The sequence below is a fragment of the Brevundimonas sp. GW821-FHT10E09 genome, from assembly GCF_058809375.1.
In genome coordinates this window covers 59673-82380 of record NZ_JBXASO010000002.1, presented here as the reverse complement: position 1 = coordinate 82380, position 22708 = coordinate 59673, and the positions used below count along the sequence as shown (strand labels likewise).

At 68.5% G+C, this 22708-nt stretch carries 26 protein-coding genes; 15 read left to right on the top strand and 11 right to left on the bottom strand.

Annotated features, from left to right (window positions below; translation table 11 throughout):
* Positions 1-47: 47 nt before the first annotated feature.
* Complete coding sequence (locus AC1RSI_RS02370; RefSeq protein WP_008259720.1) at positions 48-389, bottom strand: hypothetical protein; 342 nt, start codon at positions 387-389, stop codon at positions 48-50.
* A gap of 340 nt (positions 390-729) precedes the next feature.
* Between AC1RSI_RS02370 and AC1RSI_RS02365 the strand changes: the two genes are divergently transcribed.
* Entirely contained in the window at positions 730-1758 is a 1029-nt protein-coding gene (locus AC1RSI_RS02365; RefSeq protein ID WP_008263474.1) for an NADP-dependent oxidoreductase, read from the top strand.
* 8 nt (positions 1759-1766) lie between these two features.
* Positions 1767-2174, top strand: a complete 408-nt coding sequence (locus AC1RSI_RS02360; protein WP_008264307.1) for a hotdog family protein — start codon at positions 1767-1769, stop codon at positions 2172-2174.
* Between the two features lie 60 nt (positions 2175-2234).
* Here the strand turns inward: AC1RSI_RS02360 and AC1RSI_RS02355 are convergent, their stop codons facing one another.
* A complete protein-coding gene (locus AC1RSI_RS02355; RefSeq protein ID WP_008259888.1) occupies positions 2235-3011 on the bottom strand; it encodes a SapC family protein in 777 nt (258 codons plus the stop codon).
* A 130-nt stretch (positions 3012-3141) separates the two neighbouring features.
* Here AC1RSI_RS02355 and AC1RSI_RS02350 point away from each other — a divergent pair, with 130 nt between their 5' ends.
* The 11 genes from AC1RSI_RS02350 (at position 3142) to rimM (ending at position 12610) form a co-directional block, all read left to right on the top strand.
* A complete protein-coding gene (locus AC1RSI_RS02350) occupies positions 3142-3636 on the top strand; it encodes a Fur family transcriptional regulator (protein ID WP_447941403.1) in 495 nt (164 codons plus the stop codon).
* A gap of 2 nt (positions 3637-3638) precedes the next feature.
* Positions 3639-4529, top strand: a complete 891-nt coding sequence (locus AC1RSI_RS02345; RefSeq protein ID WP_419178331.1) for an alpha/beta fold hydrolase — start codon at positions 3639-3641, stop codon at positions 4527-4529.
* 137 nt (positions 4530-4666) lie between these two features.
* Positions 4667-5275 (top strand): nicotinate-nucleotide adenylyltransferase, encoded by a 609-nt coding sequence (locus tag AC1RSI_RS02340; protein ID WP_268865004.1) that lies wholly within the window; start codon positions 4667-4669, stop codon positions 5273-5275.
* 133 nt (positions 5276-5408) lie between these two features.
* Entirely contained in the window at positions 5409-5843 is a 435-nt protein-coding gene (gene rsfS / locus AC1RSI_RS02335) for a ribosome silencing factor (protein WP_008264216.1), read from the top strand.
* A 4-nt stretch (positions 5844-5847) separates the two neighbouring features.
* Positions 5848-6312, top strand: coding sequence for a 23S rRNA (pseudouridine(1915)-N(3))-methyltransferase RlmH (rlmH, locus tag AC1RSI_RS02330; RefSeq protein ID WP_008262378.1), 465 nt, complete (start codon positions 5848-5850; stop codon positions 6310-6312).
* Between the two features lies 1 nt (position 6313).
* Positions 6314-7393: a murein hydrolase activator EnvC family protein gene (locus tag AC1RSI_RS02325; RefSeq protein ID WP_154726093.1), complete on the top strand. Its 1080-nt coding sequence runs from the start codon at positions 6314-6316 to the stop codon at positions 7391-7393.
* Positions 7394-7598: 205 nt separating this feature from the next.
* Positions 7599-8969, top strand: a complete 1371-nt coding sequence (locus AC1RSI_RS02320; protein ID WP_035309155.1) for a S41 family peptidase — start codon at positions 7599-7601, stop codon at positions 8967-8969.
* A gap of 222 nt (positions 8970-9191) precedes the next feature.
* Complete coding sequence (locus AC1RSI_RS02315; protein ID WP_008262658.1) at positions 9192-9410, top strand: hypothetical protein; 219 nt, start codon at positions 9192-9194, stop codon at positions 9408-9410.
* Between the two features lie 311 nt (positions 9411-9721).
* A complete protein-coding gene (gene ffh, locus AC1RSI_RS02310) occupies positions 9722-11284 on the top strand; it encodes a signal recognition particle protein (RefSeq protein WP_154726092.1) in 1563 nt (520 codons plus the stop codon).
* Positions 11285-11308: 24 nt separating this feature from the next.
* On the top strand, positions 11309-11851 hold the full coding sequence (gene rpsP / locus AC1RSI_RS02305) for a 30S ribosomal protein S16 (protein WP_008263068.1): 543 nt from the start codon (positions 11309-11311) through the stop codon (positions 11849-11851).
* A 231-nt stretch (positions 11852-12082) separates the two neighbouring features.
* Entirely contained in the window at positions 12083-12610 is a 528-nt protein-coding gene (gene rimM, locus AC1RSI_RS02300) for a ribosome maturation factor RimM (RefSeq protein ID WP_008258910.1), read from the top strand.
* Here rimM and AC1RSI_RS02295 read toward each other — a convergent pair.
* Positions 12607-12783 (bottom strand): YegP family protein, encoded by a 177-nt coding sequence (locus AC1RSI_RS02295; RefSeq protein ID WP_008260025.1) that lies wholly within the window; start codon positions 12781-12783, stop codon positions 12607-12609. The genes rimM and AC1RSI_RS02295 overlap by 4 nt on opposite strands.
* Positions 12784-12946: 163 nt before the next feature.
* Between AC1RSI_RS02295 and AC1RSI_RS02290 the strand changes: the two genes are divergently transcribed.
* Positions 12947-13675 (top strand): glutathione S-transferase N-terminal domain-containing protein, encoded by a 729-nt coding sequence (locus AC1RSI_RS02290; RefSeq protein WP_035309174.1) that lies wholly within the window; start codon positions 12947-12949, stop codon positions 13673-13675.
* 51 nt (positions 13676-13726) lie between these two features.
* The gene (locus AC1RSI_RS02285) at positions 13727-14122 is read left to right on the top strand and encodes a DUF3597 domain-containing protein (RefSeq protein WP_008264261.1); all 396 of its coding nucleotides are present in this window, start codon (positions 13727-13729) and stop codon (positions 14120-14122) included.
* Between the two features lie 28 nt (positions 14123-14150).
* Here the strand turns inward: AC1RSI_RS02285 and AC1RSI_RS02280 are convergent, their stop codons facing one another.
* From AC1RSI_RS02280 to AC1RSI_RS02245, 8 genes are all read right to left on the bottom strand, one after another.
* The gene (locus tag AC1RSI_RS02280) at positions 14151-15305 is read right to left on the bottom strand and encodes a benzoate/H(+) symporter BenE family transporter (RefSeq protein WP_035309167.1); all 1155 of its coding nucleotides are present in this window, start codon (positions 15303-15305) and stop codon (positions 14151-14153) included.
* A 39-nt stretch (positions 15306-15344) separates the two neighbouring features.
* Entirely contained in the window at positions 15345-16139 is a 795-nt protein-coding gene (locus AC1RSI_RS02275; protein WP_164952750.1) for an enoyl-ACP reductase FabI, read from the bottom strand.
* A 259-nt stretch (positions 16140-16398) separates the two neighbouring features.
* On the bottom strand, positions 16399-17277 hold the full coding sequence (gene galU / locus AC1RSI_RS02270; protein WP_008259420.1) for a UTP--glucose-1-phosphate uridylyltransferase GalU: 879 nt from the start codon (positions 17275-17277) through the stop codon (positions 16399-16401).
* Positions 17278-17359: 82 nt separating this feature from the next.
* On the bottom strand, positions 17360-18427 hold the full coding sequence (locus AC1RSI_RS02265) for a substrate-binding domain-containing protein (protein ID WP_035307307.1): 1068 nt from the start codon (positions 18425-18427) through the stop codon (positions 17360-17362).
* 88 nt (positions 18428-18515) lie between these two features.
* Positions 18516-19406, bottom strand: coding sequence for a phosphonate ABC transporter, permease protein PhnE (phnE, locus tag AC1RSI_RS02260; protein ID WP_008258633.1), 891 nt, complete (start codon positions 19404-19406; stop codon positions 18516-18518).
* Entirely contained in the window at positions 19403-20431 is a 1029-nt protein-coding gene (gene phnD / locus AC1RSI_RS02255; RefSeq protein ID WP_008259855.1) for a phosphate/phosphite/phosphonate ABC transporter substrate-binding protein, read from the bottom strand. Before phnD ends, phnE begins: the two co-directional genes overlap by 4 nt.
* The gene (gene phnC / locus AC1RSI_RS02250; protein WP_008264302.1) at positions 20428-21237 is read right to left on the bottom strand and encodes a phosphonate ABC transporter ATP-binding protein; all 810 of its coding nucleotides are present in this window, start codon (positions 21235-21237) and stop codon (positions 20428-20430) included. The genes phnD and phnC overlap by 4 nt, the downstream gene beginning before the upstream one ends.
* Positions 21238-21343: 106 nt before the next feature.
* Entirely contained in the window at positions 21344-22573 is a 1230-nt protein-coding gene (locus AC1RSI_RS02245; protein WP_154726129.1) for a DUF2254 domain-containing protein, read from the bottom strand.
* Positions 22574-22708 lie beyond the last annotated feature (135 nt).

Sequence of the window (22708 nt, the reverse complement as noted above, 5' to 3'; positions counted from 1 at the left end):
GCCGTCAGGGCCCCGGTCGCTTGCGCGCCGGGGCCTCTTTCTGTCCGCTACGCGGTCGGGGCGTTGACGTTCGGCGTCTCGCCTGTCGGGGTGGGCTGAGCCTCGCCCGCGGGGCCGGTGGGGGCGTCGGCGGCCGGCGGGGTCTGGGCGTCGCCCTGGAAGGCGCGGGCGTCCACCGCCTGGTCGCCGTCGTTGGCGTTGGTGGTCGACATGCCGCCCTGGCTGAAGGCCCAGATGGACAGCAGAAGCACCGCCGCCGCCCCGCCGGAGAGGATCAGCAGCCACAGGATGCGCACGCCGGACCGGCCCTGGCGGGTGGACTGGGCGTCGATCGGCCGGTTGGATCGATCCGCGTCCGTTATCTTCGTCTGGGGGTCTTGGTGGCTCATGCTCGGCCTCCCTTGTTCTGTTTTCTGGTCGCGCCTCAACGCCCTGCCGGTGGCGACGTTCCGATTGGCGCGCGGCTCCGGCGAACCTTGTTCGTGGGAAGACGAAAAATTGCACGCAACCTCTGGAACCACTCTCCCGGCCTGCCGTTATCGGCTTGCGGAGGCGGCGACGCCCCCCCCGACTTGAGATTGGCGAAAGCCAATCTGTCGCCTCCGCGCCTCATTCTCGATGATGCCACTTGAAGGCGGCCCGCAGGGGTCGCCTTTTTCTTTTCGCTCTCGACCGCCGGGGGCGGCAGGGTCAGGATGGCCTCAAAAGACAATCCTAGGAGATAGACGCATGGCTTTGAACGGCAAGACGAACCGCCAGTGGGTGCTGCGCCAGCGGCCCAAGGGTCTGATTCAACCGGGCGACCTGGAACTGGTCGAAAGCCCGATCCCGGATCTCAAGGAGACCGAGGTTCTGGTCCGCACCGTCTATCTGTCGCTGGATCCGACCAATCGCACCTGGATGAACGATTCCGAGGGTTATCTGCCGCCGGTGGGTCTGGGCGAGGTCATGCGCGGCCTGACCCTGGGCGTGGTCGAACACAGCCGCTCCGACCGGTTCAAGGTCGGGGACGTGGTCATGCCCGCCTCGGCCGGCTGGGCCGATTACGCCGTCGTGCCCGAGGGCGGGCTGCGTCCGGTCCACCGTGCGCCAGGCCTGCCGTTGACGGCCAATATGTCGGTCCTGGGCATGACCGGCCTGACAGCCTATTTCGGCGTCACCGACGTGCTGAAGGCCAAGGCCGGCGAGACGATCGTGATCTCGGCCGCCGCCGGCGCCGTGGGCTCCATCGCCGGCCAGATCGCTAAACAGCGCGGCTGCCGCGTCATCGGCATCGCCGGCGGACCCGAGAAATGCGCCTGGCTGACCGACGAACTCGGCTTCGACGCCGCCGTCGATTACAAGAACGAGGATGTCGGCGCGGCCCTGGATCGGCTGGCGCCGGACGGGATCGATCTGAACTTCGAGAATGTGGGCGGCGACATCATGATCGCTGTCTTCAACCGGCTGAAGGTGCACGGCCGGATGGCGGTGTGCGGCCTGGTGTCGTCCTACAACGCCACCAAGGCGCCGCCGTCGCCGAACTTCGCCCGCATCATCACCCACCGTCTGACCGTCCAGGGCTTCCTGGTGCTCGACTACGCCCCGCGCGCCCGCGAAATGGTCGCCGAGATGGGACCCTGGCTGGCCGAGGGCAAGGTGAAGTGGAAGGTCCACGTCGATGACGGGCTGGAAGGGGCGGTGGAATCGCTGAATCGCTTGTTCACCGGCGATCACGACGGCAAGCTGCTGGTTCGCGTCTCCGAAGAACCTGCCTGAGGATATCCATGAGCGACCCCCTGCTCGTCCATTACGAGGATCTGGAGACGGGACAGGTCGTGCCCCTGGGCGCCTGCGCGGTCGATCCGGCCGCGCTGGACGTCTTCGTCGAGCGGTTCTCGCCCGGCTGGGACGCCGCCTATGGCGCGCCGGACGCCATGGTCTACGCCCTGTGGAGCCGGCTGGCGGCCGAGAAGGCCGGCGGCTGGGCCCAGACCAAGGTCCTGGCCGTGGACGGTCTGCGCTATCTGCGCAATCCCCCGCCGGGCGAACTGCTGCGCGGGCGGATGACGGTGATGGGCAAGGATCCGGTCGGAGACGAGAAGGGCATCGTCATCGCCTCGCACGACCTGCTGGATGAAGGCGGTCGGCTGGTCTTCTCCTGCCTGACCCGCGCCGTCTTTTCGCGCCGCTGAAACGCAGAACGCCCCGCCGGCGAACCGGCGGGGCGTTCCATTTCGATCGGACGGCGGGTCTTAGTTGACCGTGCCGGGGGCCTGGCGAAGGAAGGCCAGGGCGATCAGGCGGTCCCAGCCCAGCAGCGACACCAGGTGGGCGTAGATCTGGCCCAGGGCGCCGTTGTCGCGCAGCTCGGCCAGCTTTTCGGCCGGCAGGGCGCGGAGCTTGTCTTCCGACACGGCGAAATACTCGGCCAGCTTCTGCGGCGCGCCCGGCGTGCCGTCCGGATTGCGCGGCGTGAAGACGGCTTCGCGTACGTCCAGCAGATCCAGGTCGGTGATCAGCTTGACGAAGGCCTCGGTGCGCTGACGCTCCTGCTCGAAGTTGTTGCAGAACTCCATCGCCATGGTGGTGTAGTCGCTGGCCTGGCCGTTGACGAACAGCGGGTTCTGGCCGCCCTCGGCGACGATCTCCGCGCCGCGGTCGATGCACAGGATCAGGCGCTGGTTCTGCTTGTCGTCGGCGAAGACGAACGGATAGCGGCGCACATAGGCCGGGATATAGGCGTCGGGACGGAACTCGCCGTCGGCCGCCACGAACAGGTTCTCGCCCTGGCGCAGGCCCATGACCACGACCGGCTGGCGGTTCTCGCCGGTGAAGATCACCGGATAGGACAGGGCGGCGGCGGCGAACTCGGTCACCGTCAGCGGCACGACATTGGTCTGGCCGACGAAGGCGTAGGGCTTGTCGGCCGGATTGACGCCCAGCGCGCCGTGCAGGCCCGGATCCAGCGGCTCGGGGTTCTTGTAGAAGAGGACATTGCCCTCGAGCGGCGAGTTGGTCGTGTCGGTCATGAGAAGCCAGGCGCTCTGGAATGGAAACGAGGCGGGCCTTCTAGCCCAAGCGCGTCCCAGCGGCAAACGGAGGCGACGCCCGGCGGCGTCTCATGTTGCGGCCAGGCCGCTCAGCCATTAGCTGTGGCGCATGACCTCCACCTGCGACCACGATCACGATCATGCGGGCCTGCACGGCGCAGCCCTGATCCGCGCGCTGGAGGGGGCGGAAGCGCGCATGACGGCGGCGGGCGAGCGGATGACGCCGCCGCGTCGACGGGTGCTGTTCCTTCTGCTCGAGACCGGCGAGCCGGTGAAGGCCTATGACCTGATCGCCCGCTTCGGCGAGGACGGCCAGGCCGCCAAGCCGCCGACCGTCTATCGCGCCCTGGAGTTTCTGGAACGCCAGGGCATGGCCCACCGCATCGCCTCCATCAGCGCCTATGTCGCCTGCGCCGGACATGAAGAAAACACCGCGCCCCATGCGGCGGCCTTCCTGATCTGCGACTGCTGCGGGGCGACGCGCGAGATCAACGGGCCGGACCAGGGCGCCATGGACGCCGCCGCCGCCGCCGCCGGCTACGCCATCGCCCGCACCACCATAGAGGCGCACGGACTCTGCGCCGCCTGTCGTCAGGCCGCATGATCATGGATGCTGCGCTGATGTCCCCGCCCCGTCGACTCAGCGTGCCGATCAAAAATCACTGGGGCGCGGGCCGGATGTCCGTGATGGACTTCGGCGACCCGAAGCGGCCCGTGGACCTGATCTTCTCCCACGCCAACGGCTTCAACGCCGCCACCTACCGCAGCCTGCTGTCGCCCCTGTCGGCCAGTCTGCGGATCTGGGCTCCGGATCTGCGCGGCCACGGCGGGTCGGACCTGCCGGTGTTCGCCCGGCCCAAGTCCAGCTGGCTGGATCACCGCGACGACATCCTGGCCCTGATCGAGGCGATCGACGGGCCGCCGGTGGTCCTCGCCGGCCATTCGATGGGCGGAACCGCCTCGCTGCTGGCGGCGGCCGAACGGCCGGATCGGGTGTCGAGCCTGGTCCTGTTCGATCCGGTGATCTGGCGGCGCGCGGCGGTCTTCGCCTTCAACCTGCCCTTCGCCCACCGGCTGATGAAGGACATCCCCATCGCCAGGGCCACACGCCGCCGTCGCCCGGTGTTCGACAGCCGCGAACAGGCCATGGCCGCCTATCGCGGACGCGGCGCCTTCAAGGGCTGGCCCGACCGGGTGCTGGCCGACTATCTGTCCGAGGGCCTGGTCGAGACGCCGGACGGTCTGACGCTGACCGCCACCCCGGTCTGGGAGGCCGCCAACTACGCCGCCCAGGCGCATGATCCCTGGCGGGCCCTGCGCCGCTATCCGGGGCCGATCCATATTCTGAAGGCCGAGCACGGCGCCCTGACCCATGTGCCGGTCGCGCCGCGCGGCCTGCCGAACGTGACGGTCGAGGTGGTCGCCGGCGGCGGCCATCTGTTCCCCATGACCCATGCCGACGTCGCCCGCGACGCCCTGTTCGAGGCGGCGGTCTGAGGGCGGACGATTAATCGGGGGACAGGCGCCGAGCCCCATGATAAGGGCGCCGCTGAGCATAACTCCCCGAGACGTCCCGCTTGTCCTTCTTTCACGCCGGTCCCGCGCCCAAAGGCGCCGGCCCCCGATCCGGGGGGTTGCGGGACGGTTTGATCCTGACGCCGGGAATGAAGGTCGGCCTGTTCGGCGGCTCCTTCAATCCGGCCCACGACGGTCACGCCCATGTGGCCGAGACGGCCATGCGCCGCCTGGGCCTGGACCGGGTCGTCTGGCTGGTCTCGCCGCAGAACCCGCTGAAGGACGCCCGCCACAGCGCGCCCCTGGCCGAACGCATGGCTTCGGCGCGTGAACACGCCCGCGGCCCGTCGATGATCATTTCGGATTTCGAGACCCGCACCGGCGTGGCCTGGACCGTCGACACCCTGCGCCTGCTGGTCGCGCGGCATCCCGGCGTGCATTTCGTCTGGCTGATGGGATCGGACAATCTGGCCAGCTTCCATCGCTGGCGCGGCTGGACCGACATCATGCGGCTGATGCCGGTGGCGGTGATCGCCCGGCCGGGCTCCCTGCTGGACAGCCGCACCGCCCCGGCGGCCGCGCGGTTCGCGACCTTCCGCGTTCCGGCCGAGCAGGCGGGTCTGTTGCCGACCCTGTCGGCGCCCGCCTGGACCTATCTGACGGCGCCGCTGAACCCCCTGTCCTCGACCGCGATCCGCACCGGAACCGGACGACGCGCGGCCTCGTGATCGGGGCGCCGGTTCACGGACCGGCCTATCCGTGCTAGAGGGCTTCTTTAGTCAATGCTCCTGGAGCCCTCCGCTGACCCCCTCGCCCGCGTATGATACGCAAGACGCCGCCGTTTCGAACACGGCGCACGAGATGGATGCCATAGAACCTCTGCATTCCGAAGACGGCTTTGAATCCGACGGCGCGCCCAGCGCCTTCGGCGATTCCGCACCGCGCCCGATCGGCTCGACCCCGCTTGAAGAAGCCATTCTGAGCCGCCTCGACGAGGACAAGGCCCAGGAGATGGTTCTGATCGATCTCAAGGGCAAAAGCGCCATGGCCGACACCATGATCGTGGCGTCGGGCCGGTCGCACCGCCATGTCGGCGCCATCGCCGACCACCTGCTGCGCACGCTGAAGGAACAGGGCCTGGGCAAGGCCAAGGTCGAGGGCCTGCCGCATTGCGACTGGGTCCTGATCGACGCCGGCGACGTGATCGTCCACCTGTTCCGCCCGGAAGTGCGCACCTTCTACAATATTGAGAAGATCTGGGCCGTCGATTCCGCCCACCGCATGGTCCGCGACTGAGACCATGAGGCTGGGGATCGTCGCCATCGGCCGACCGGGCCGAGGGCCAGAGGCGACCCTCGCCGACGACTACGCCAAGCGCGCCACCCTGTCCGGACGCGCGCTTGGCCTCGGCCCCCTTGAACTGATCGACCTGGAAGCCAAGAAGCCGGGCAAGGGGCCGGAGGCCGAACTGATCCTCGCGGCTGCGGAAGGGTCGCACCTGATCGCCTGCGACGAGCGTGGAAAGACCTATTCCTCGCGCGCCTTCGCCGACCATGTCGCCAAACTCCGCGATCAGGGCGAACGCCGTCTGGTCTTCGCCATCGGCGGGGCGGACGGGCTGGACGACAGCGTGCGCGCGGCCGCTTCCTCGACCCTGGCCTTCGGTCCCCAGACCTGGCCCCACGCCCTGGCTCGCGCCATGCTGGCCGAACAGCTCTATCGGGCCGTGACCATCCTGGCCGGATCACCCTATCATCGCGACTGACATGCGTCGCGCCGCCACACTCTCTCTCGCCCTGCTGACGGGCCTCGTGCTCGCCGCGCCCGCCGTGGGCCGGCAGGCGCCTGAAAGCGAGCTGGCCCGCACCCAGGCCGAATACCGCGACGAGGCCGTGCGGGCGCGCCGCCTGCGCGCCGACGCCGATGCGGCCAAGTCCGAACTGGCCCAGCTGGAGCGACGCCTGGCGGCCTTGCGCGCCGACGAACGGACCGACGACCGCCAGATCGACGACCAGCGCGCCCGCCTGCGCCAGCTCAGCGAACGCGAGGCCGAACTGGTCACGAACCTGGCCCGGGAGCGCGGGGCCCAGGGCCGGCTGCTCAGCGCCCTGCAGATGATGAGCCGTCGCCCCCCGCCGCCCCTGCTGATTCCGGCGGACAAGGCGGTGGATACGGTGCGCGCCTCCATCCTGCTGCGGGCCATGACGCCCGACCTGGAAAGGCGCGCCCAGGCCCTGGCCGCGCGTCAGGCCGAGATCATGCGCATCCGCCGCCTGGCGGTCCTGTCTTCCGAACGGCTGCTGACCACGGAAAGCGCCCAGGGCGACCGCCGCGCCGAGATCGAGGGGCTGACGGCGCGCAAGACCGCTCTGACCGCCGTCCTGAACGCCGAGGCCCGCACCGCCGAACGCGCGGCCCGCGTGCTGGAGAACCGTATCCGCGAACTGGGCGGCGACGTCCCCGCCGCCGCTACGGCCGAGGCGGCCCCGGCGCGCCTGCCCGCCGGCCGCACCCGCCTCAGTTCGCCCGTCCAGGGCGCGCCCAGCCAGACCTGGGGGGCAGGGACCTCGGGGTGGCGCTGGCGGGCCGACCGCGCGGCCGTGACCGCCCCCGCCGACGCCAAGGTCGCCTACGCCGGCCCCCTGACCGGCTGGGGCCAGGTGGTGATTCTGGACCTCGGCCCCGGTTGGCGGGCGGTCATCGCCGGGCTGGAAAGCGTGGACGTGGCGCACGACGCCCGCGTCTCGGACGGCCAGACCCTGGGACGCAGCGGCCCCGACGGCGACGTCTATTTCGAACTGCGGCGCGAGGAACGGCCCATCGATCCCGGTCCCTGGCTGAAATAGGCTCCGACAGGCGTCATTTCCGGCCTCTTGCCTCTGACGGCGAGTTGGGAGGCGGCGAAATGGCCGAGATGCGATAAGGCCTTGCTTTCCAACCTGACGCTGATTTTATCGGCGTGACGCTGCGCCGCCACGATTTCGTCGTGTCTGCGGGGCCTTACCCTTGCAACGGGCGCCTTTCATGATCGGCCCGACCGAAAGAGACCGAATGCGTAAACTGCTCCTCGTCGGCTGCGCCGCCCTGGTTCTCGGCGGCTCGGCCGCCGTCGCCACCAGCCAGACGCCCCGCAACGAAACCTTCCGGATGCTGGAGCTGTTCGGCGACGTGGTCGGCATCGTCGAGCAGGCCTATGTCGTCCCCGTCGACAACAAGAAGCTGATCGAGGCGGCCCTGGCCGGCATGATGACGGCGCTGGACCCCCACTCCAACTATCTGCCGCCGTCCAACTATGACGAGCTGCGTGAGCGGACCGAGGGGCAGTATTCGGGCGTCGGCCTGACCATCACCTCCGAGGGCGGCCTGGTGAAGGTCATCTCGCCGATGGACGAAAGCCCCGCCGCCAAGGCCGGGGTTCAGGCCGGCGACGTCATCTCATCCATCGAGGGCCAGAACGCTTCCGGCCTGACCGTCAGCCAGGTGTCCGAGAAACTGCGCGGATCCGTCGGCACCAGCGTGCGCGTCACCTTCCTGCGCGACGGCGAGGACCCGCTCGAGGTCGTCCTGACCCGCGAGATCATCAAGGTTCAGTCGGTCACGGGCCGGGTCGAAGGCGATTTCGGTTATCTGCGCGTCTCGACCTTCAACGAGAACACCGGCCGCGAACTGACCGAGGCCATCGCCAAGATCAAGGCCGAGAAGCCCGGCGTGAAGGGCTATGTCCTGGACCTGCGCAACAATGGCGGCGGTCTGCTGAACGCCGCCATCGACGTGTCCGACGCCTTCCTGGAACGCGGCGAGATCGTCAGCCAGCGCGGCCGCAAGCCCGAGCAGATCCAGCGCTATTCCGCCAAGCCCGGCGACCTGACCGGCGGCCTGCCGGTGGTGGTCCTGGTCAACTACGGCTCGGCCTCGGCCTCGGAAATCGTCGCCGGCGCCCTGAAGGACCATGAGCGGGCGACCATTGTCGGCCTGACCAGCTTCGGCAAGGGGTCGGTCCAGACGGTGATCCCGCTGCGCCAGGGCCAGGACGGCGCCCTGTCGATCACCACGGCCCGCTACTACACGCCGTCCGGCGCCTCGATCCAGAAGATCGGCATCGAGCCGGATCTGGAGGTCGCCCGGTCCGAGGCCGAGGCCCGCATCGTCTCGCGCTCCAGCTTCATCTATTCCGAAGCCGCCTACGCCACCGCCCTGGACTCCTCCATCGGTGCGGAACGCAAGGGGCCGCACACGCCGCGCGAGGCCCCGGGCAAGGACTTCGACAAGGAGAAGGACTACCAGCTGCAACGCGCCCTGGACGTCCTGCGCGCCGGCGGCGACCTGTCCAAACTGTCCGCCCCGCCCGAGACCATCGTCGTCACCGAGCCGGGCTCCGAACCGAAGAAGGACGAGACGCCGGCCGAGACGCCTGAGGACTGATTTCGGCACGCGGGTTGCAAGCCTTTCCGCAACAGTCGCGTCGTCGACTATTTCGGAAAGGAGAATGTCTTGTCGATTTCGTCGGTTAGCAGCTTCCTTGGCAGTGTGGGCTCGGTCGGCCAGAGCGCATCCGCCGGGCAAAATAAGCCCACTTCTGTCCTTCAGAACGATCTTGACCAGATTCGTGAGAAGGGGCTCAGCGCCTGGGCGCATGAGCAGCAGATGGAGAAGCTCAAGGCGCGGCTCCGCGAGCAGGTCCTGTCGGACAAGAATATGAGCGAGCGCGACGTCGCCGCCCTGCCGAAGGAAGCCCGCGCCACGATCGAGGACGAGATCGCCAAGCTGGTCGCCCAGAAGCTGCAGGAGGCGCTGGAGGCCAAGGTCAAGGACGCGGCCGCCCAGGGCAAGACGCAGGCCGTGCTGCTGAACATCTCCGTCTGAACCGGGAAGGGGCCTCCGCCGTGCGCACGGCGAGAGAATCTGTGGCGTTGGGATTCGACATTCCCCTTGTTTTCCTTCATAAGCCGCCGCTTCCGACGCAAGTGAACCTCGCGTCTCCACCCACACGACAGCTCTTTTGTCGTGCTACCGCGCTCCGCGCTGCTTGAGCACAGCCCATTCGGGCTCAAGCAGGCCGCAAGGCCGATAGCCCAAAAAAGAGAACGAGGTGGGCGAGAACCCTCTGCCGACGTGATCGTCGCCAGAGGCCGTTGTCGTATGGAGCCGCTTCACCCGTCGCCACGAGGTAGTGAATGTTCGAGGCTCTGAACGAGCGGCTGACAGGCGTCTTCGACCGGATCACCGGCCGCGGCGCCCTGTCCGAAAAGGATGTCGCCGAGGCGATGCGCGAAGTGCGCGTGGCCCTGCTCGAGGCCGACGTCGCCCTGCCGGTCGTCAAGGAATTCATCGCCTTCGCCACCGAGCGCGCCACGGGCGAAGAGGTCATCCGTTCGGTCAAGCCGGCCGACCAGGTGGTCAAGATCGTCTATGACGGCCTGATCGAGATGCTGGGCGGCGAAGAGCCGGTCCCGCTCAACACCAACGCCACTCCGCCCGCCGTGGTGCTGATGGCCGGCCTTCAGGGCTCGGGCAAGACCACGACCTCGGCCAAGCTGGCGCTGCGCCTGACCAAGTTCGATCGCAAGAAGGTCATGATGGCCTCGCTGGACACGCGTCGTCCGGCCGCGATGGAACAGCTGGCCCAGCTGGGCAAACAGATCGACGTCGCCGTCCTGCCCATCGTGGCGGGCGAGAGCGCGGTCCAGATCACGCGCCGGGCGCTGCAATCGGCCAAGCTCCAGGGCTTCGACGTCCTGATCCTCGACACCGCCGGCCGCATCACCCTGGACGAAGGGCTGATGAACGAGGTGGCCGAGGTCGCCGAGATCGCCAAGCCCGTCGAGACCCTGCTGGTCGCCGACAGCCTGACCGGCCAGGACGCGGTCCGCACCGCCGCCGCCTTCCACGCCCGCCTGCCCCTGACGGGCCTGGTCCTGACCCGCGCCGACGGCGACGGTCGCGGCGGCGCCATGCTGTCGATGCGGGCCGTCACCGGCCTGCCGATCAAATATCTGGGCGCCGGCGAAAAGGTCGATGCGCTGGACGTCTTCGACGCCCGCCGCGTCGCCGGCCGCATCCTGGGCCAGGGCGACATCGTCGCCCTGGTCGAGAAGGCGTCGCAGGACCTGGACCAGGCCAAGGCCGAGAAGATGGCCCGCAAACTGGCCAAGGGCCAGTTCGACCTGGACGACCTGGCCGGTCAGCTGCAGCAGATGAAGCGGATGGGCGGGCTTCAGGGCATCATGGGCATGCTGCCCGGCGTGGCCAAGATGAAGGGTCAGATGGCCGAGAGCGGCATCGACGACCGCATGATCCTGCGCCAGGAAGCCATCATCTCCTCGATGACCAAGGTCGAGCGCAAGAAGCCCGACCTGCTGAACGCCAGCCGCAAGAAGCGGATCGCCGCCGGCGCCGGCGTCGATGTCCAGGACGTGAACCGGGTTCTGAAACAGCACCGCCAGATGGCCGACGTGGTCAAGCAGATGGCGCGCGGCGGACCCAAGAAGATGCAGCAGATGGCCGCCATGCTGGGCGGCCTCGGCGGCGGCGGCGGCATCCCCGGCATGCCGGGCATGGGCGGCGGCCCCGATCTGAACCGATTGAAGGCCCTGGGCGGCGGCAAGACGCCGGAACCCAGCGCCGACGACCTGAAAGCCATCCAGGACCGCCTCGCGGGACTTGGAAACCCCCTCGGGGGCGGCGGACAACTTCCGGGAGGCCTTCCGGGCCTGCCGGGCTTCCCTCCCAAGAAATAACGACTTCCTAGAAAGAGACTGAAAATGCTGAAGATTCGTCTGGCCCGCGGCGGCGCCAAGAAGCGCCCCTACTACCACATCGTCATCGCCGACTCGCACTCGCCCCGCGACGGCAAGTTCATCGAGAAGGTCGGCAGCTACAACCCGATGCTGCCCAAGGACGGCGCCACTCCGCGCGTCGCCCTGAAGGTCGAGCGTATCGCCGAATGGCTCGGCAAGGGCGCCCAGCCGACCGACCGCGTCGCCCGCTTCCTGTCGCAGGACGAGACCCTGGGCGCCAAGGTGAAGTGGACCCAGTCCAACAACCCGAACAAGGCCCAGCCCGGCAAGAAGGCGCAAGAGCGCGCCGCGGAACGCGCCCAGCGCGAAGCCGACCGCCTGGAAGCCGAAGCCGCCGCCAAGGTCGAGGCCGCTGAAGCCGCCGCCCGCGCCAAGGAAGAAGCCGCCGCCGCCGCGGCTGCTCCGGCTGTCGAAGAAGCCCCGGCTGAAGAAGCGCCCGCCGCTGAAGCCGCCGCCGAAGAAGCTCCGGCTGCTGAAGAAGCAACCGAAGAAAAGACCGAAGCCTAAGGCTTTCGGTCTCGACACGATCAAGGCGGCGTCCTTCGACGCCGCCTTTTTCATGCGCTACTAGACCCTCTCCCGCTTGCGGGAGAGGTGGCCCGGCGATCGGCGCAGCCGATCCAGGGTCGGAGAGGGAAGTGTCGCGACACTTCCCCCATCGTCAGCCGTCTCGCTGCGCTCGACGAGCTGACACTTCCCCCGCAAGCGGGGGAAGATCTAGGACGACGGACACAGACCATGACCACGGACAGCAGATTGATCCTCGTCGGCCAGATCGGCGGCGGTTTCGGGGTGCGGGGCGAGGTGCGGGTGACCGCCTTCACCGCCGATCCCCTGGCCCTGACCGCCTATGGCCCGCTGCTGCGCGCCGACGGCACGGTCGCCCTGACCCTGTCCGCGACCCGCCCGGACAAGAGCGGCGTGGTCGGCCGGGCCAAGGAGATCGCCACCAAGGAACAGGCCGACGCCCTGCGCGGCCTGAAACTCTATGTTCCCCGCGACCGCTTCCCCGAACCGGACGAGGACGAATTCTATCTCGCCGACCTGCTGGGCGTCGAGGTCCGCGACACGGCGGGCGAGGTCATGGGCACGGTCAAGTCGGTCCAGAATTTCGGCGCCGACGACATGCTGGAGATCGCCCCCGCGACCGGCGGCCCGACCTGGTATCTGCCCTTCACCAAGGCAGCGACGCCCGAGCTGCACCTGGCCGACGGCTGGCTTCTGGCCGTCCCGCCGACCGAGGTGGGCGAGCGCGAGCCGGATTAGCTGTTGTCTTCGACCTCGGCGTCCGGGCCGTTCTTCTTGATGGAGTCGATGGCGTTCTGGGCCGAGGCCTTGGAGCTGTAGCCTTCGGTCGAGAACAGGGTCTCGGAATTGTATTTGAACCGGACTCGGAACTCGCCGGCCTTGTCCTTGTAGATCTCGAACTTGTGCGCCATCGGGCGTCTCCCTTCCTGCGACCTGTGATCGGTCACGGCCAAGCTGGCGCCGTCCTCGGTCCGTTTCCAGACACAAGTCCGCGACCAAATCGTGCCGATGACAGTTGCGAACCTCGCGCATGGCGCCGACATGGTTGTTCATCACCACGCCGAGGCCGAACCCATGACCGACCTGTCCGCCTTTCCGATCACCGGCCGCTGGCCGGCCCGGCATCCCGACCGGTTGCAGCTCTATTCCCTGCCCACGCCCAATGGCGTGAAGGTGTCGATCATGCTGGAAGAGGTCGGCCTGGCCTATGAGCCGCACTTCATCGACATCATGGCCAACGAGACCTGGGGGCCGGAATTCCTCTCGCTGAACCCCAACGGCAAGATCCCCGCCATTCTCGACCCGGACGGCCCCGGCGGACAGCCGCTGGCCCTGTTCGAGTCCGGCGCCATCCTGATCTATCTGGCGGAAAAGACCGGCAAACTGCTCTCGAACGATCCGGCGACCCGCTATGAGACGATCCAGTGGCTGATGTTCCAGATGGGCGCGATCGGCCCGATGTTCGGCCAACTGGGCTTCTTCCACAAGTTCGCCGGCAAGGACTATGAGGACAAGCGTCCGCGCGACCGCTACGTCGCCGAAAGCCGCCGTCTGCTGGGCGTGCTGGAAACACGGCTGGCCAATGATGGCGGCGCCCCCCGCGACTGGATCGTGGGCGAGGGCCGGGGCGACTATTCCATCGCCGACGTCGCTACGCTGGGCTGGGTCCGCAACCTGATCGGCTTCTACGAGGCGGGCGAGATCGTCGGCTTCAACGACTTCCCGCACGTCGCCGCCTGGCTGGAGCGCGGCCTGGCCCGTCCGGCGGTGCAGCGCGGGCTGGCGATTCCGGCGCGGGGCTGAACCCTCGCCCATTGGCCGCGTTGTCTCGCCACACCAACAGGAGCGCGACCGATGGGCATCTTCTCTTCGATCTGGAACAAGATCACCGGCCACAAACCGAAGACGGCCCCCGCGCCGTCGCCGACCGTCGGCGGCGCGCCCCCCACGCCGGGCGCTGCGCCCATTGCGACGGCGGCGCCTGTCCTGCCCCCGGTCGACGTCGAGGCGGTGCTCAGCGATCTGGCCGAATCCAGGGGGGGCGGCGGCAACTGGCGCACCTCGATCGTCGATCTGCTGAAGCTGCTGGATCTGGATTCCAGCCTGGCCGCCCGCAAGGAACTGGCCGAGGAGCTGAACGTCCACGCCGGCGAACACGGCTCGGCCGAGCAGAACACCGCCCTGTCCAGGGCGGTCTGGAACAAGCTGGCGGAAAACGGCGGCCAGGTCCCGGCGTCGCTGCGGGACTGAGGCGACCCGGCGGGGCCGGGGCGCTGGATCAGGCTTTCGGTCTGATCCAGCGCAGCGCGCCCAGGGCCGCGAAGCCGACGACCAGGCCCCAGAAGGCCGAGCCTATGCCGAACAGGGCGATCCCCGATCCGGTGGCGGCGAAGGTCAGGACGGCGGCTTCGCGCTCGTCGGCCTTGGCCAGCATGGCGCTCAGCGCACCCGTCAGGGCGGCGATCAAGGCCAGGCCCGTGATGATGGCCAGCACCGCTGGCGGCATGGCGATGAACAGTCCCGCCAGAGGCGCCGCGAACAGCGCCACCAGGATATAGAAGCCGCCATAGATCACCCCGACGATCCAGCGTCGCGCCGGATCCGGGTGGGCGTCCGGCCCGGTGCAGAGGGCGGCGGTTATGGCGGCCAGATTGACTCCGTGCGCCCCGAACGGCGCGGCGATCACGCTGGTCAGGCCCGTCGCCAGGATCAGGAGGTTCGCCGGGGGCGCATATCCGGCGGCCCGCAACACCACCAGGCCCGGCAGGTTCTGCGACGCCAGCGTCACCAGGAACAACGGCAGGCCCAGACTGGCGGCGACCTTCCAGTCAAAGGCGGGGATGACGGGCGACAGCGTCCCGAACAGGCCGGTCCCCGGCGGCAGGCCGATCTGGTTCCTGAGCATCAGCACGACGAAAGCCGCGCCCAGGACGGCGGGCAGGGCCCAGGCGGGCCAAAGGCGGCGCACGACGATGAAGACGGCCAGCAGGCCGGCCGCCAAGGTCAGCTCGTCGGGCGCGACCTTGAACAGTCTCAGCACGAAGGGCGACAGCACGCCCGCCAGCATGGCCGAGGCGACCGAGGCGGGGATTTTCTGGGCCAGCCGTCCCAGGACCGGCAACAGGCCGGTCAGCAGCATCAACACGCCCGCCACGACGAAGGCGCCGACGGCGTTGGCCCAGCCCAGCCCCAGAGTGGAGGCCGCGAGCAGGGCCGCGCCGGGCGTCGACCAGGCCAGGACGACCGGCATCCGCAGTCGCCAGCTCAGCACCATGCCCGGCACGCCTATGCCCAGGCACAGGGCCGTGACCATCGACACGATCTGGGCGGGGTGGGCGCCCAGCGCCTGACCCGCCTGCACCACCAGGGCCACCGTGCCGCCGAAGCCGACGACGGTCGCCACCGCCGCCGCCGAAACGGCGGACGGCGTCAGCAGGGGGGCGGACGGTTCGGAAATGGACAGGGGACGCCCCTATTCCTCGTCGCCGGCCAGACCCATCATGTGGAAGCCGGCGTCGACGTGGACGACTTCGCCCGTGGTCGACAGGCCCAGGTCCGAGCACAGCCACAGGGCCGCCCCGGCGACGCCTTCCATCGAGGTGTCTTCCTTCATGGCCGACATGGCGCGGCCCTGGCTGATCATGCCGCGGCCGCCCGAGATGCCGGCCAGCGACAGGGTGCGCATGGCGCCGGCCGAGATGGCGTTGACGCGGATGCCCTTGGGCCCCAGGTCACGGGCGATATAGCGCGTCGCCGCCTCCAGCGCCGCCTTGGCCACGCCCATGGTGTTGTAGTTTGGGATGGCCCGTTCCGAGCCGAGGTAGGTCATGGTGATCATCGACCCGCCGTTCGGCATCAGTTTCGACGCGCGCTTGGCCACGTCCACGAAGCTGAAGGCCGAGATGTTCATGGCCAGCAGGAAGCTGTCGCGGCTGGTGTTCTCGACGAACGACCCCTTCAGCTCGTCCTTGTTGGCGAAGGCGACCGAGTGGACGACGAAGTCGATCGTGCCGAACTCCTTTTCCAGCTCGGCGAAGGCGGCGTCCATTGAGGCGTCGTCGGTGACGTCGGCCTGGATCAGCAGCCTGGCGCCCACGCTCTCGGCCAGCGGCCGCACCCGACGCTCAAGCCCCTCGCCCAGATAGGTGAAGGCCAGTTCCGCCCCCTGGGCCGCCAGTTGCGAGGCGATGCCCCAGGCGATCGAATTGGCGTTCGCCACCCCCATGATCAGGCCCTTCTTGCCCTTCATGAGTTCGCCGGTCGGCATGTTCCAGCCTTCGGAAGCGGCCATGATACGTCTCCTGATGATTTGCGCGGAGGGTTAGCAGGCGCAGGCCACGGGCTCAACGTCTTCTCCCTCCCCCTGCGGGGGAGGGGGGCGAAGGCGGAGCCGAAGCCGGGTGGGAAGGGCCGCGCGACCCGTCCCCGACATTAGAAGATCTGAGCGGCGTCGCCTTGCCGCCCCCGCCCCGTCGCTGACGCGACGCCCCTCCCCCGCAGGGGGGAAGGAGATCGTCGGTCTGTGCTTAAAGCAGGGCCGCAATCGCCGCCCGCGCCGCCTCGCCCAGGTCGGGACGTTTCAGGGCCAGGGCCACATTGGCGCGCAGCAGGCCGATCTTGTCGCCGCAGTCGTGGGTGACGCCCGCGTATTCGACGGCGGTGAAGGCCTGGCGCTCCATCAGGCGGGCCATCGCGTCGGTCAGCTGGATCTCGCCCCCGGCGCCCTTCTCCTGGGTCGCCAGCAGGTCGAAGATCTCCGGCTGAAGGATGTAGCGGCCCGAGATCGACAGATTGGACGGCGCCGTGCCGGGGGCGGGCTTCTCGACCATCCCCTTCATCTCGATCCGGTTGCCCTGACGGCCGACCGGATCGACGATGCCGTATTTGTGGGCCTGTTCGACGTCGACGGATTCCACGCCGATGATATTGCCGCCGGTCTCGGCATAGACCTCGGCCAGCTGTTTCAGGGCGCCGGGCTGCGAATCGACGATGACGTCGGGCAGGATGACGGCGAAGGGTTCGTCGCCGATGATGTCGCGGGCGCACCAGACGGCGTGGCCCAGCCCCTTGGGCTGCATCTGGCGGGTGAAGCTCATCTCGCCGGCCGAGGCCAGCTCGGCGTTCATCATCTCGAGAATCTCGATCTTGCCCTTGGCCAGCAGTTGGGCCTCAAGCTCGATCTGGTGATCGAAATAGTCCTCGATGGCGCCCTTGGACCGGCCGGTGACGAAGACGATGTGTTCGATCCCGGCTTCGCGGGCTTCTTCCACGATATAGGACAGAATCGGCCGATCGACGACGTTCAGCAGTTCCTTGGGCGTGGTCTTGGTGCCGGGAAGAACGCGGGTGCCGAGGCCCGCGACGGGCAGAACGGCCTTGCGCAGACGCGCGGGCTTGGTGGTCATCAATGAATCCTGACAGCTATCCCGCCCCTCTTAGCCGGTGCGGACCGGCGAAAGAAGGGGCAGGACGGCCGTCGGTTCCGCCCTACTTGGCGGGCCGCTGCATCGGGGTCATGGCCGATGCGGTCGCGCGCTGGGCGACCAGTTGGGTTTCGGGCAGCGGGATCAGGCCGCGGTCGGCCAGATAGCCGCCCTTGCCTGCGGCGCCTTCCGAGAGGAATTCCTGAATATACTGCTGCAGGCCGGGGATCACGCCGATATGGGCCTTCTTCACATAGATGAAGAGGCTGCGCGACAGCGGGTATTCGCCGCTGGCGATGGTGTCGGCGTTGGGGGTGACGCCGTCGATGGTCTCGGCCTTCACCGTGTCCAGGTTCTGTTCCAGGAAGGAATAGCCGAACACGCCCAGCGAACCGGGCGTGCGGGTCAGGGTCTGGACGATGGCGTTGTCGTTCTCGCCCGAGTCGATCCAGGCGCCGTCTTCGCGCAGGGTGTGGGCCAGGGCCTCGAACCGGTCCTTGTCGGATTTCTCCACGGCGGCGGTGGCGGGCACCAGCTTGGCGCCCGGCGTCATGCCCAGCTCCAGGAAGGCGTCGCGTGTGCCCGAGGTGGGCGGCGGGCCATAGACCTGGATCCGCTGGTTCGGCAGGCCCTTGTTGACCTCGTTCCAGGTCTTGGCCGGGTTGGCGACGAACTGGCCGTCGGGGCCGGGCACTTCCTTGGCCAGGCCTTCGTACAGGTCGTTCAGTTCGAAGTTGAAGCCGTTGCCGTTGCGGGCCGTGGCGACGACGATGCCGTCAAAGCCGATCTTGATCTCGACGATGTCGGTGACGCCGTTCTTCTGGCACAGGTCGAACTCCGACGCCTTCATCGGACGCGAGGCGTTGGCGATGTCCGGGGTGTTCGGGCCGACGCCCTGGCAGAAGGCCTGGATGCCGCCGCCGGTGCCCAGGGATTCGACGCGGGGCGCGGCGCCGCCGGCGGTGCGGGCGAAATTCTCGGCCACGCGGGTGGCGAAGGGGAAGACGGTCGATGAACCGGCCGACCAGATGCCCGAACGGGCGCCCGAGCTCCCGCCGCCGGAGCCGTCGCCGCAGGCCGCCAGGGCCAGAAGGGCGGCGGCCGCCGTCGCCAGTTTCAGTGTGCGGATCATTTGAAGATCTCCCTGAGCATCGATTTCACGACGGTTAGACCAGACGAGTGTGACTGTTTTTCCTGCGTCCCGGGCACGGCGCCCACCGTTACAGCAGGCGTTTGCGCATGACCTGGGACAGGGTGTCGATCAGGGTCACGGCGACCACGATGACGATGGCGATGGCGGCGACCCGGCTGTAGTCGAAGGCCTGGATGCTCTCGAACAGGGTCTGGCCGATGCCGCCGGCCCCGATCAGGCCCAGCACCGTGGCCGCGCGGCTGTTGGATTCGAACCGATACAGGGCGAACGAGGTCCACAGCGGCGCCACCTGGGGAAAGACGCCCCAGACGATCTCGTGCAGCTTGCCGGCGCCGGTGGCGCGCACGCCTTCGACCGGCCCCTTGTCGATCGACTCGACCGCTTCGGAGAACAGCTTGGCCAGAACCCCGCCGGTGTTCAGCGCCAGGGCCAGCACGCCGGCCAGCGGACCCAGGCCCACGGCGACGATGAACAGGGTGGCGATGACCAGGTCGGGGATCGACCGCAGCAGGTCCATGAACCGGCGCACGATGAAGACCATCCAGCCGGGCGCGATGTTGCGCGACGCCATCAGGCTGAGGGGCAGGGCGATGAAGACGGCCAGGAAGGTGCCCCACAGGGCGATCTGCACCGTCAGCCACATCTGGCCCGCCAGACTGGTCGTCGGCTGGGTGAAGACATGGGTGAACGACGTCCAGAAGTCTCCCGGCGGGAAGATGGCCCCCCAGTCGGGCCGCAGCAGGTCGGCGCCATAGGTGGAGATGTTCGACGAGCCCGAGAACAGCCGGCCGAAATTCTGCATGTCCACCTTGCCGAAGCTGGCGATCAGGATGATCGCCAGACCGCCCCATAGCATCAGGTCGAACAGGGTCGCCGACAGCGACTTGGTCGGCGCGGAGGGGATGGCGGTCGGGGCGACGCCGCCCTTGGCCGCCATGTCGAGGCTGGCTTCGGTCAAGGCTGGACCTCACGCTTGGCGCGCAGGGCGGCCAGGTCGCGTTCGGCGGCGGCGACGCCGGCCTGGTCGTTCTTGGCCCTGGCCTCGCTCAGCTTCTGGTCGGCGACCATCTCGCGCACCGGGTCCAGGTAGGAATCGTCGGCGGCGCGGAACATCGAATAGTTCAGGCCCGCCAGCACCTGACGCTGGCGCTCGGCCTCGGGGCCCTGGCCCTGGCCGTAGGTCAGGAAGAAGCTGCGCAGCTTCTCCTTCAGCGCCGGATCCAGATCCTCGCGGATGACGATGCCGGATTCCGGGATCGGCGGCGACACCCAGATGTCCTCGATCTGCGACGCCAGTTGCGGGTTCTCGCGGCGCATGAAGACGGTGTTGACCGAGTTGGAGGTCGCAACATCGACCACGCCGGTCGCGACGGCGAAGGCGTTGGCCTGGTGGCTGGCCGAGCGCACGGTCTTGAAGCACTGGGCCGGCACGATGCCGCGCGGATTGAACAGGAAGGTCAGGGGCGCCAGCGTGCCCGAGGTGGACTGGGCGTCGCCGATGCCGAAATCATACTGCTTGCCGCAGGCCAGCACCTTGTCCAGCGTGACGCCCGAGCCTTTGCGCACGATCAGGGTCGAGGTGTAGCTGTCGCGACCCTCGGGATCGACGATGCGGGCGATGACCTCGCCCTGGGCGCGGTCCACGGCTTCCAGGGCCGGCTTGGCCGAGAACCAGGCCACCTGGGTCTGGTTGAACCGCATGGCCTCGATCAGGACATTGTAGTTGCCCGCGAAGAAGGGCTTCACCGGCACGCCGACGGCCTTGGACATGTCGTCCAGCAGCGGCTGCCACAGCGGGCCCGAAGAGGCCTGGCCCTCGGCCGAGAGGATGGAGAAGGTCAGTTCCGACGGCATGGTCCCGGCCGCCGGCTTCTCGTCGCCCCCGCCGCACGAGGCGAGGCCCAGGATCATCGCGGCGCCCAGGGCGGCGACGCCGGCCTTCGCTACGAAGCGACGCGCCAAAGAAGCTTGAAACGGGCTCATGCCTTGGTCTCCCAGAACGCGTCCTCGAATTCAGGACCATAGATATCGATCAGGCGCTGTTGATCCAGGCCCGTGGCGGGACCGTCATAGACGATCTTGCCGCCCTGCAGCGCGATGACGCGGTCGCAGTAGCGGATGGCGTAGTCGACCTGGTGCAGGGTGACGATCACCCCCATGCCGTCGCGGCGATTCAACTCGACCAGCAGCTCCATGACCTTGCGGGCGGACACGGGGTCCAGCGAGGCGACGGGTTCGTCGGCCAGGATGGCCTTGGCGCCCTGCACGATGGCGCGGGCGATGGCGCCCCGCTGCTGCTGGCCGCCCGACAGGGTGTTGGCGCGCTGCCCGGCGTAGTCGCTGACCCCGACCCGGTGCAGGGCCGCCATGGCGCGATCCTTGTCGGCCTGGGGCCACAGGCCCAGCAGGCCCTGCCAGGCCGGCAGACGCCCCAGGGCGCCCAGCATGACATTGGAGAACAGGCTCAGCCGCCCGACCAGATTGAACTGCTGGAAGATCATGCCCAGCTTGCCGCGCGCCTGGCGCACGGCGCCGGTGACGCGCCCGTCCTTCTGGACGGTTTCACCAAAGACGCTGATCGTCCCCTTGCCGGGATCGATGGACTGCAGGCCGGTGATGGAGCGCAGCAGGGTGGACTTGCCCGATCCCGACGGGCCGATCAGGGCGACCATCTCGCCCGAGGCCACGGAGATCGAGACGCCGTCCAGCGCCTTTCGCGATCCGAAGGTCTTCGACACGTCACGCGCCAGGACAAGCCCGGGGGCGACGGCGGCTGCGGATGAGGTCATGAACTCGCTGGGAGGCTGTGGCGAACGGGCGCCGCATGACGCGACAAAGGCTTCTGGGCAAGTCTTAATCGCACGGCAGGCGCAATCTCGTCCAGACCCGACCCGTTCAACCGGCCTCGGCCGCCGCCTCGACCCGTGCGACATCGGCGGCGATCGGCAGGGCGACGCGCGATCTGTCCAGCGCCTCGCGGGCCAGAACCTCCACCGCCCCGGCCAGGGCCGGCGTCGTCGCCAGAGTCTTCAGGCCCTTCTGAAGCCGCACGGCGACGGCGACGTCTCCGGCCCCGTAACGGGCCACCGGTCCGAAAACATCGTCAAGCAGGTCCGCGTCGGCGATTCCCGGCACGAACAGCCGGTCGCGATGCGGGGGCTGTTTTTCCGGACTGGCGTCGGCCGTCCAGACGTCCAGCAGGCGGACGCCCGCGCCGATGATCTGGATCGCCGTTCCGGGATCGTTGACGCCGGGAGACAGGGCCTTGGCGGCGATCTCCCCCAGCACGATCAGGCCGAAACGCGGATCCTGATCATAGGACCGGGAATCGCCCAGGGCGAAGGCCGAGCAGAAGTCGGCCTGCGCCGTGTCGTCGCAGGCGGTCAGGCTGATGCGCGCCAGCACCCCGCCGCGCCGCACAAAGGCGCCCGGCGCAGCCACGACCTCGACCTGACAGTCGCGCGCCTCGGCCAGGGTCTGAAGCCGGTCGGGATCGACGTTCTGGACATAGCCGGTGGCGGGGGCGACGACGACGGCGCCGTTTTCCAGGCCGCCCGCCCGGCCGCCCAGTCGCGGCAGGTCACGGCGCTGTTCCAGCGCATCCCGCGCATAGGACTCGACCAGCTCGATCATGTGCCCGACCCGCGCCAGGCTGGACAGGCGGTTGATCCAGGCCAGCAGGCGAAACGCCACCAGCCCGACCATGGCCAGGCTGAACAGGAACAGGATCGCCCGGCCGTTCTGGCCGTAGTAATGGGCGTTGATCGCCGTCACCGACACGATGGCGTACAGGAAGGCGCCGACGAAGGTCGCCAGCGACTTCTGGGTTTCCTCGTCACTGGTCACCAGGGCCGCGACCCTGGGGCTGGCGGCGGACGACACCGACGTATAGGCCGTCACCATGGCCCCGACCGAAAAGGTCGCGACGCCCAGCAGGCTGGACGCCAGTATGGTCAGGATGGATTCGACCGATTCTCCGCCCAGGCGCTCGGCCATGTCCTGGGGCACCCAGGGCGACAGGGCCGCCGCCAGCAGCGAGGCCGCCAGGCCGAAGACGGCGTAGGCGGTCGCCCGCACCCACAGTTGGCGCCGCGTCTTGCGCCACAGGAACAGCCATCGATTCATTCACGCCTCCCGTTCATCAACGGCGTGAAAAGGCCAAGGTTGCGCCCCTGGGGGGCTGTGACACTGTCGCGGGGGATTTGTGACAGTCCAAACCCAGGCCCCGCCACGAAAAAACCCCTTTACATGACAGTCCGA

Coding starts and splice junctions, on each gene's coding strand:
- AC1RSI_RS02360 (WP_008264307.1), top strand. CDS start 1,767: ATGAGCGACCCCCTGCTCGTCCATTACGAGGATCTGGAGACGGGACAG.
- rsfS (WP_008264216.1), top strand. CDS start 5,409: ATGGATGCCATAGAACCTCTGCATTCCGAAGACGGCTTTGAATCCGAC.
- AC1RSI_RS02285 (WP_008264261.1), top strand. CDS start 13,727: ATGGGCATCTTCTCTTCGATCTGGAACAAGATCACCGGCCACAAACCG.
- AC1RSI_RS02295 (WP_008260025.1), bottom strand. CDS start 12,783: ATGGCGCACAAGTTCGAGATCTACAAGGACAAGGCCGGCGAGTTCCGA.
- AC1RSI_RS02370 (WP_008259720.1), bottom strand. CDS start 389: ATGAGCCACCAAGACCCCCAGACGAAGATAACGGACGCGGATCGATCC.
- AC1RSI_RS02345 (WP_419178331.1), top strand. CDS start 3,639: ATGGATGCTGCGCTGATGTCCCCGCCCCGTCGACTCAGCGTGCCGATC.
- AC1RSI_RS02275 (WP_164952750.1), bottom strand. CDS start 16,139: ATGCCGACCGGCGAACTCATGAAGGGCAAGAAGGGCCTGATCATGGGG.
- AC1RSI_RS02315 (WP_008262658.1), top strand. CDS start 9,192: ATGGAGAAGCTCAAGGCGCGGCTCCGCGAGCAGGTCCTGTCGGACAAG.
- rlmH (WP_008262378.1), top strand. CDS start 5,848: ATGAGGCTGGGGATCGTCGCCATCGGCCGACCGGGCCGAGGGCCAGAG.
- AC1RSI_RS02325 (WP_154726093.1), top strand. CDS start 6,314: ATGCGTCGCGCCGCCACACTCTCTCTCGCCCTGCTGACGGGCCTCGTG.
- rimM (WP_008258910.1), top strand. CDS start 12,083: ATGACCACGGACAGCAGATTGATCCTCGTCGGCCAGATCGGCGGCGGT.
- AC1RSI_RS02265 (WP_035307307.1), bottom strand. CDS start 18,427: ATGATCCGCACACTGAAACTGGCGACGGCGGCCGCCGCCCTTCTGGCC.
- AC1RSI_RS02320 (WP_035309155.1), top strand. CDS start 7,599: ATGCGTAAACTGCTCCTCGTCGGCTGCGCCGCCCTGGTTCTCGGCGGC.
- AC1RSI_RS02365 (WP_008263474.1), top strand. CDS start 730: ATGGCTTTGAACGGCAAGACGAACCGCCAGTGGGTGCTGCGCCAGCGG.
- phnD (WP_008259855.1), bottom strand. CDS start 20,431: ATGAGCCCGTTTCAAGCTTCTTTGGCGCGTCGCTTCGTAGCGAAGGCC.
- AC1RSI_RS02245 (WP_154726129.1), bottom strand. CDS start 22,573: ATGAATCGATGGCTGTTCCTGTGGCGCAAGACGCGGCGCCAACTGTGG.
- rpsP (WP_008263068.1), top strand. CDS start 11,309: ATGCTGAAGATTCGTCTGGCCCGCGGCGGCGCCAAGAAGCGCCCCTAC.
- AC1RSI_RS02355 (WP_008259888.1), bottom strand. CDS start 3,011: ATGACCGACACGACCAACTCGCCGCTCGAGGGCAATGTCCTCTTCTAC.
- AC1RSI_RS02290 (WP_035309174.1), top strand. CDS start 12,947: ATGACCGACCTGTCCGCCTTTCCGATCACCGGCCGCTGGCCGGCCCGG.
- galU (WP_008259420.1), bottom strand. CDS start 17,277: ATGACCACCAAGCCCGCGCGTCTGCGCAAGGCCGTTCTGCCCGTCGCG.
- AC1RSI_RS02350 (WP_447941403.1), top strand. CDS start 3,142: ATGACCTCCACCTGCGACCACGATCACGATCATGCGGGCCTGCACGGC.
- phnC (WP_008264302.1), bottom strand. CDS start 21,237: ATGACCTCATCCGCAGCCGCCGTCGCCCCCGGGCTTGTCCTGGCGCGT.
- ffh (WP_154726092.1), top strand. CDS start 9,722: ATGTTCGAGGCTCTGAACGAGCGGCTGACAGGCGTCTTCGACCGGATC.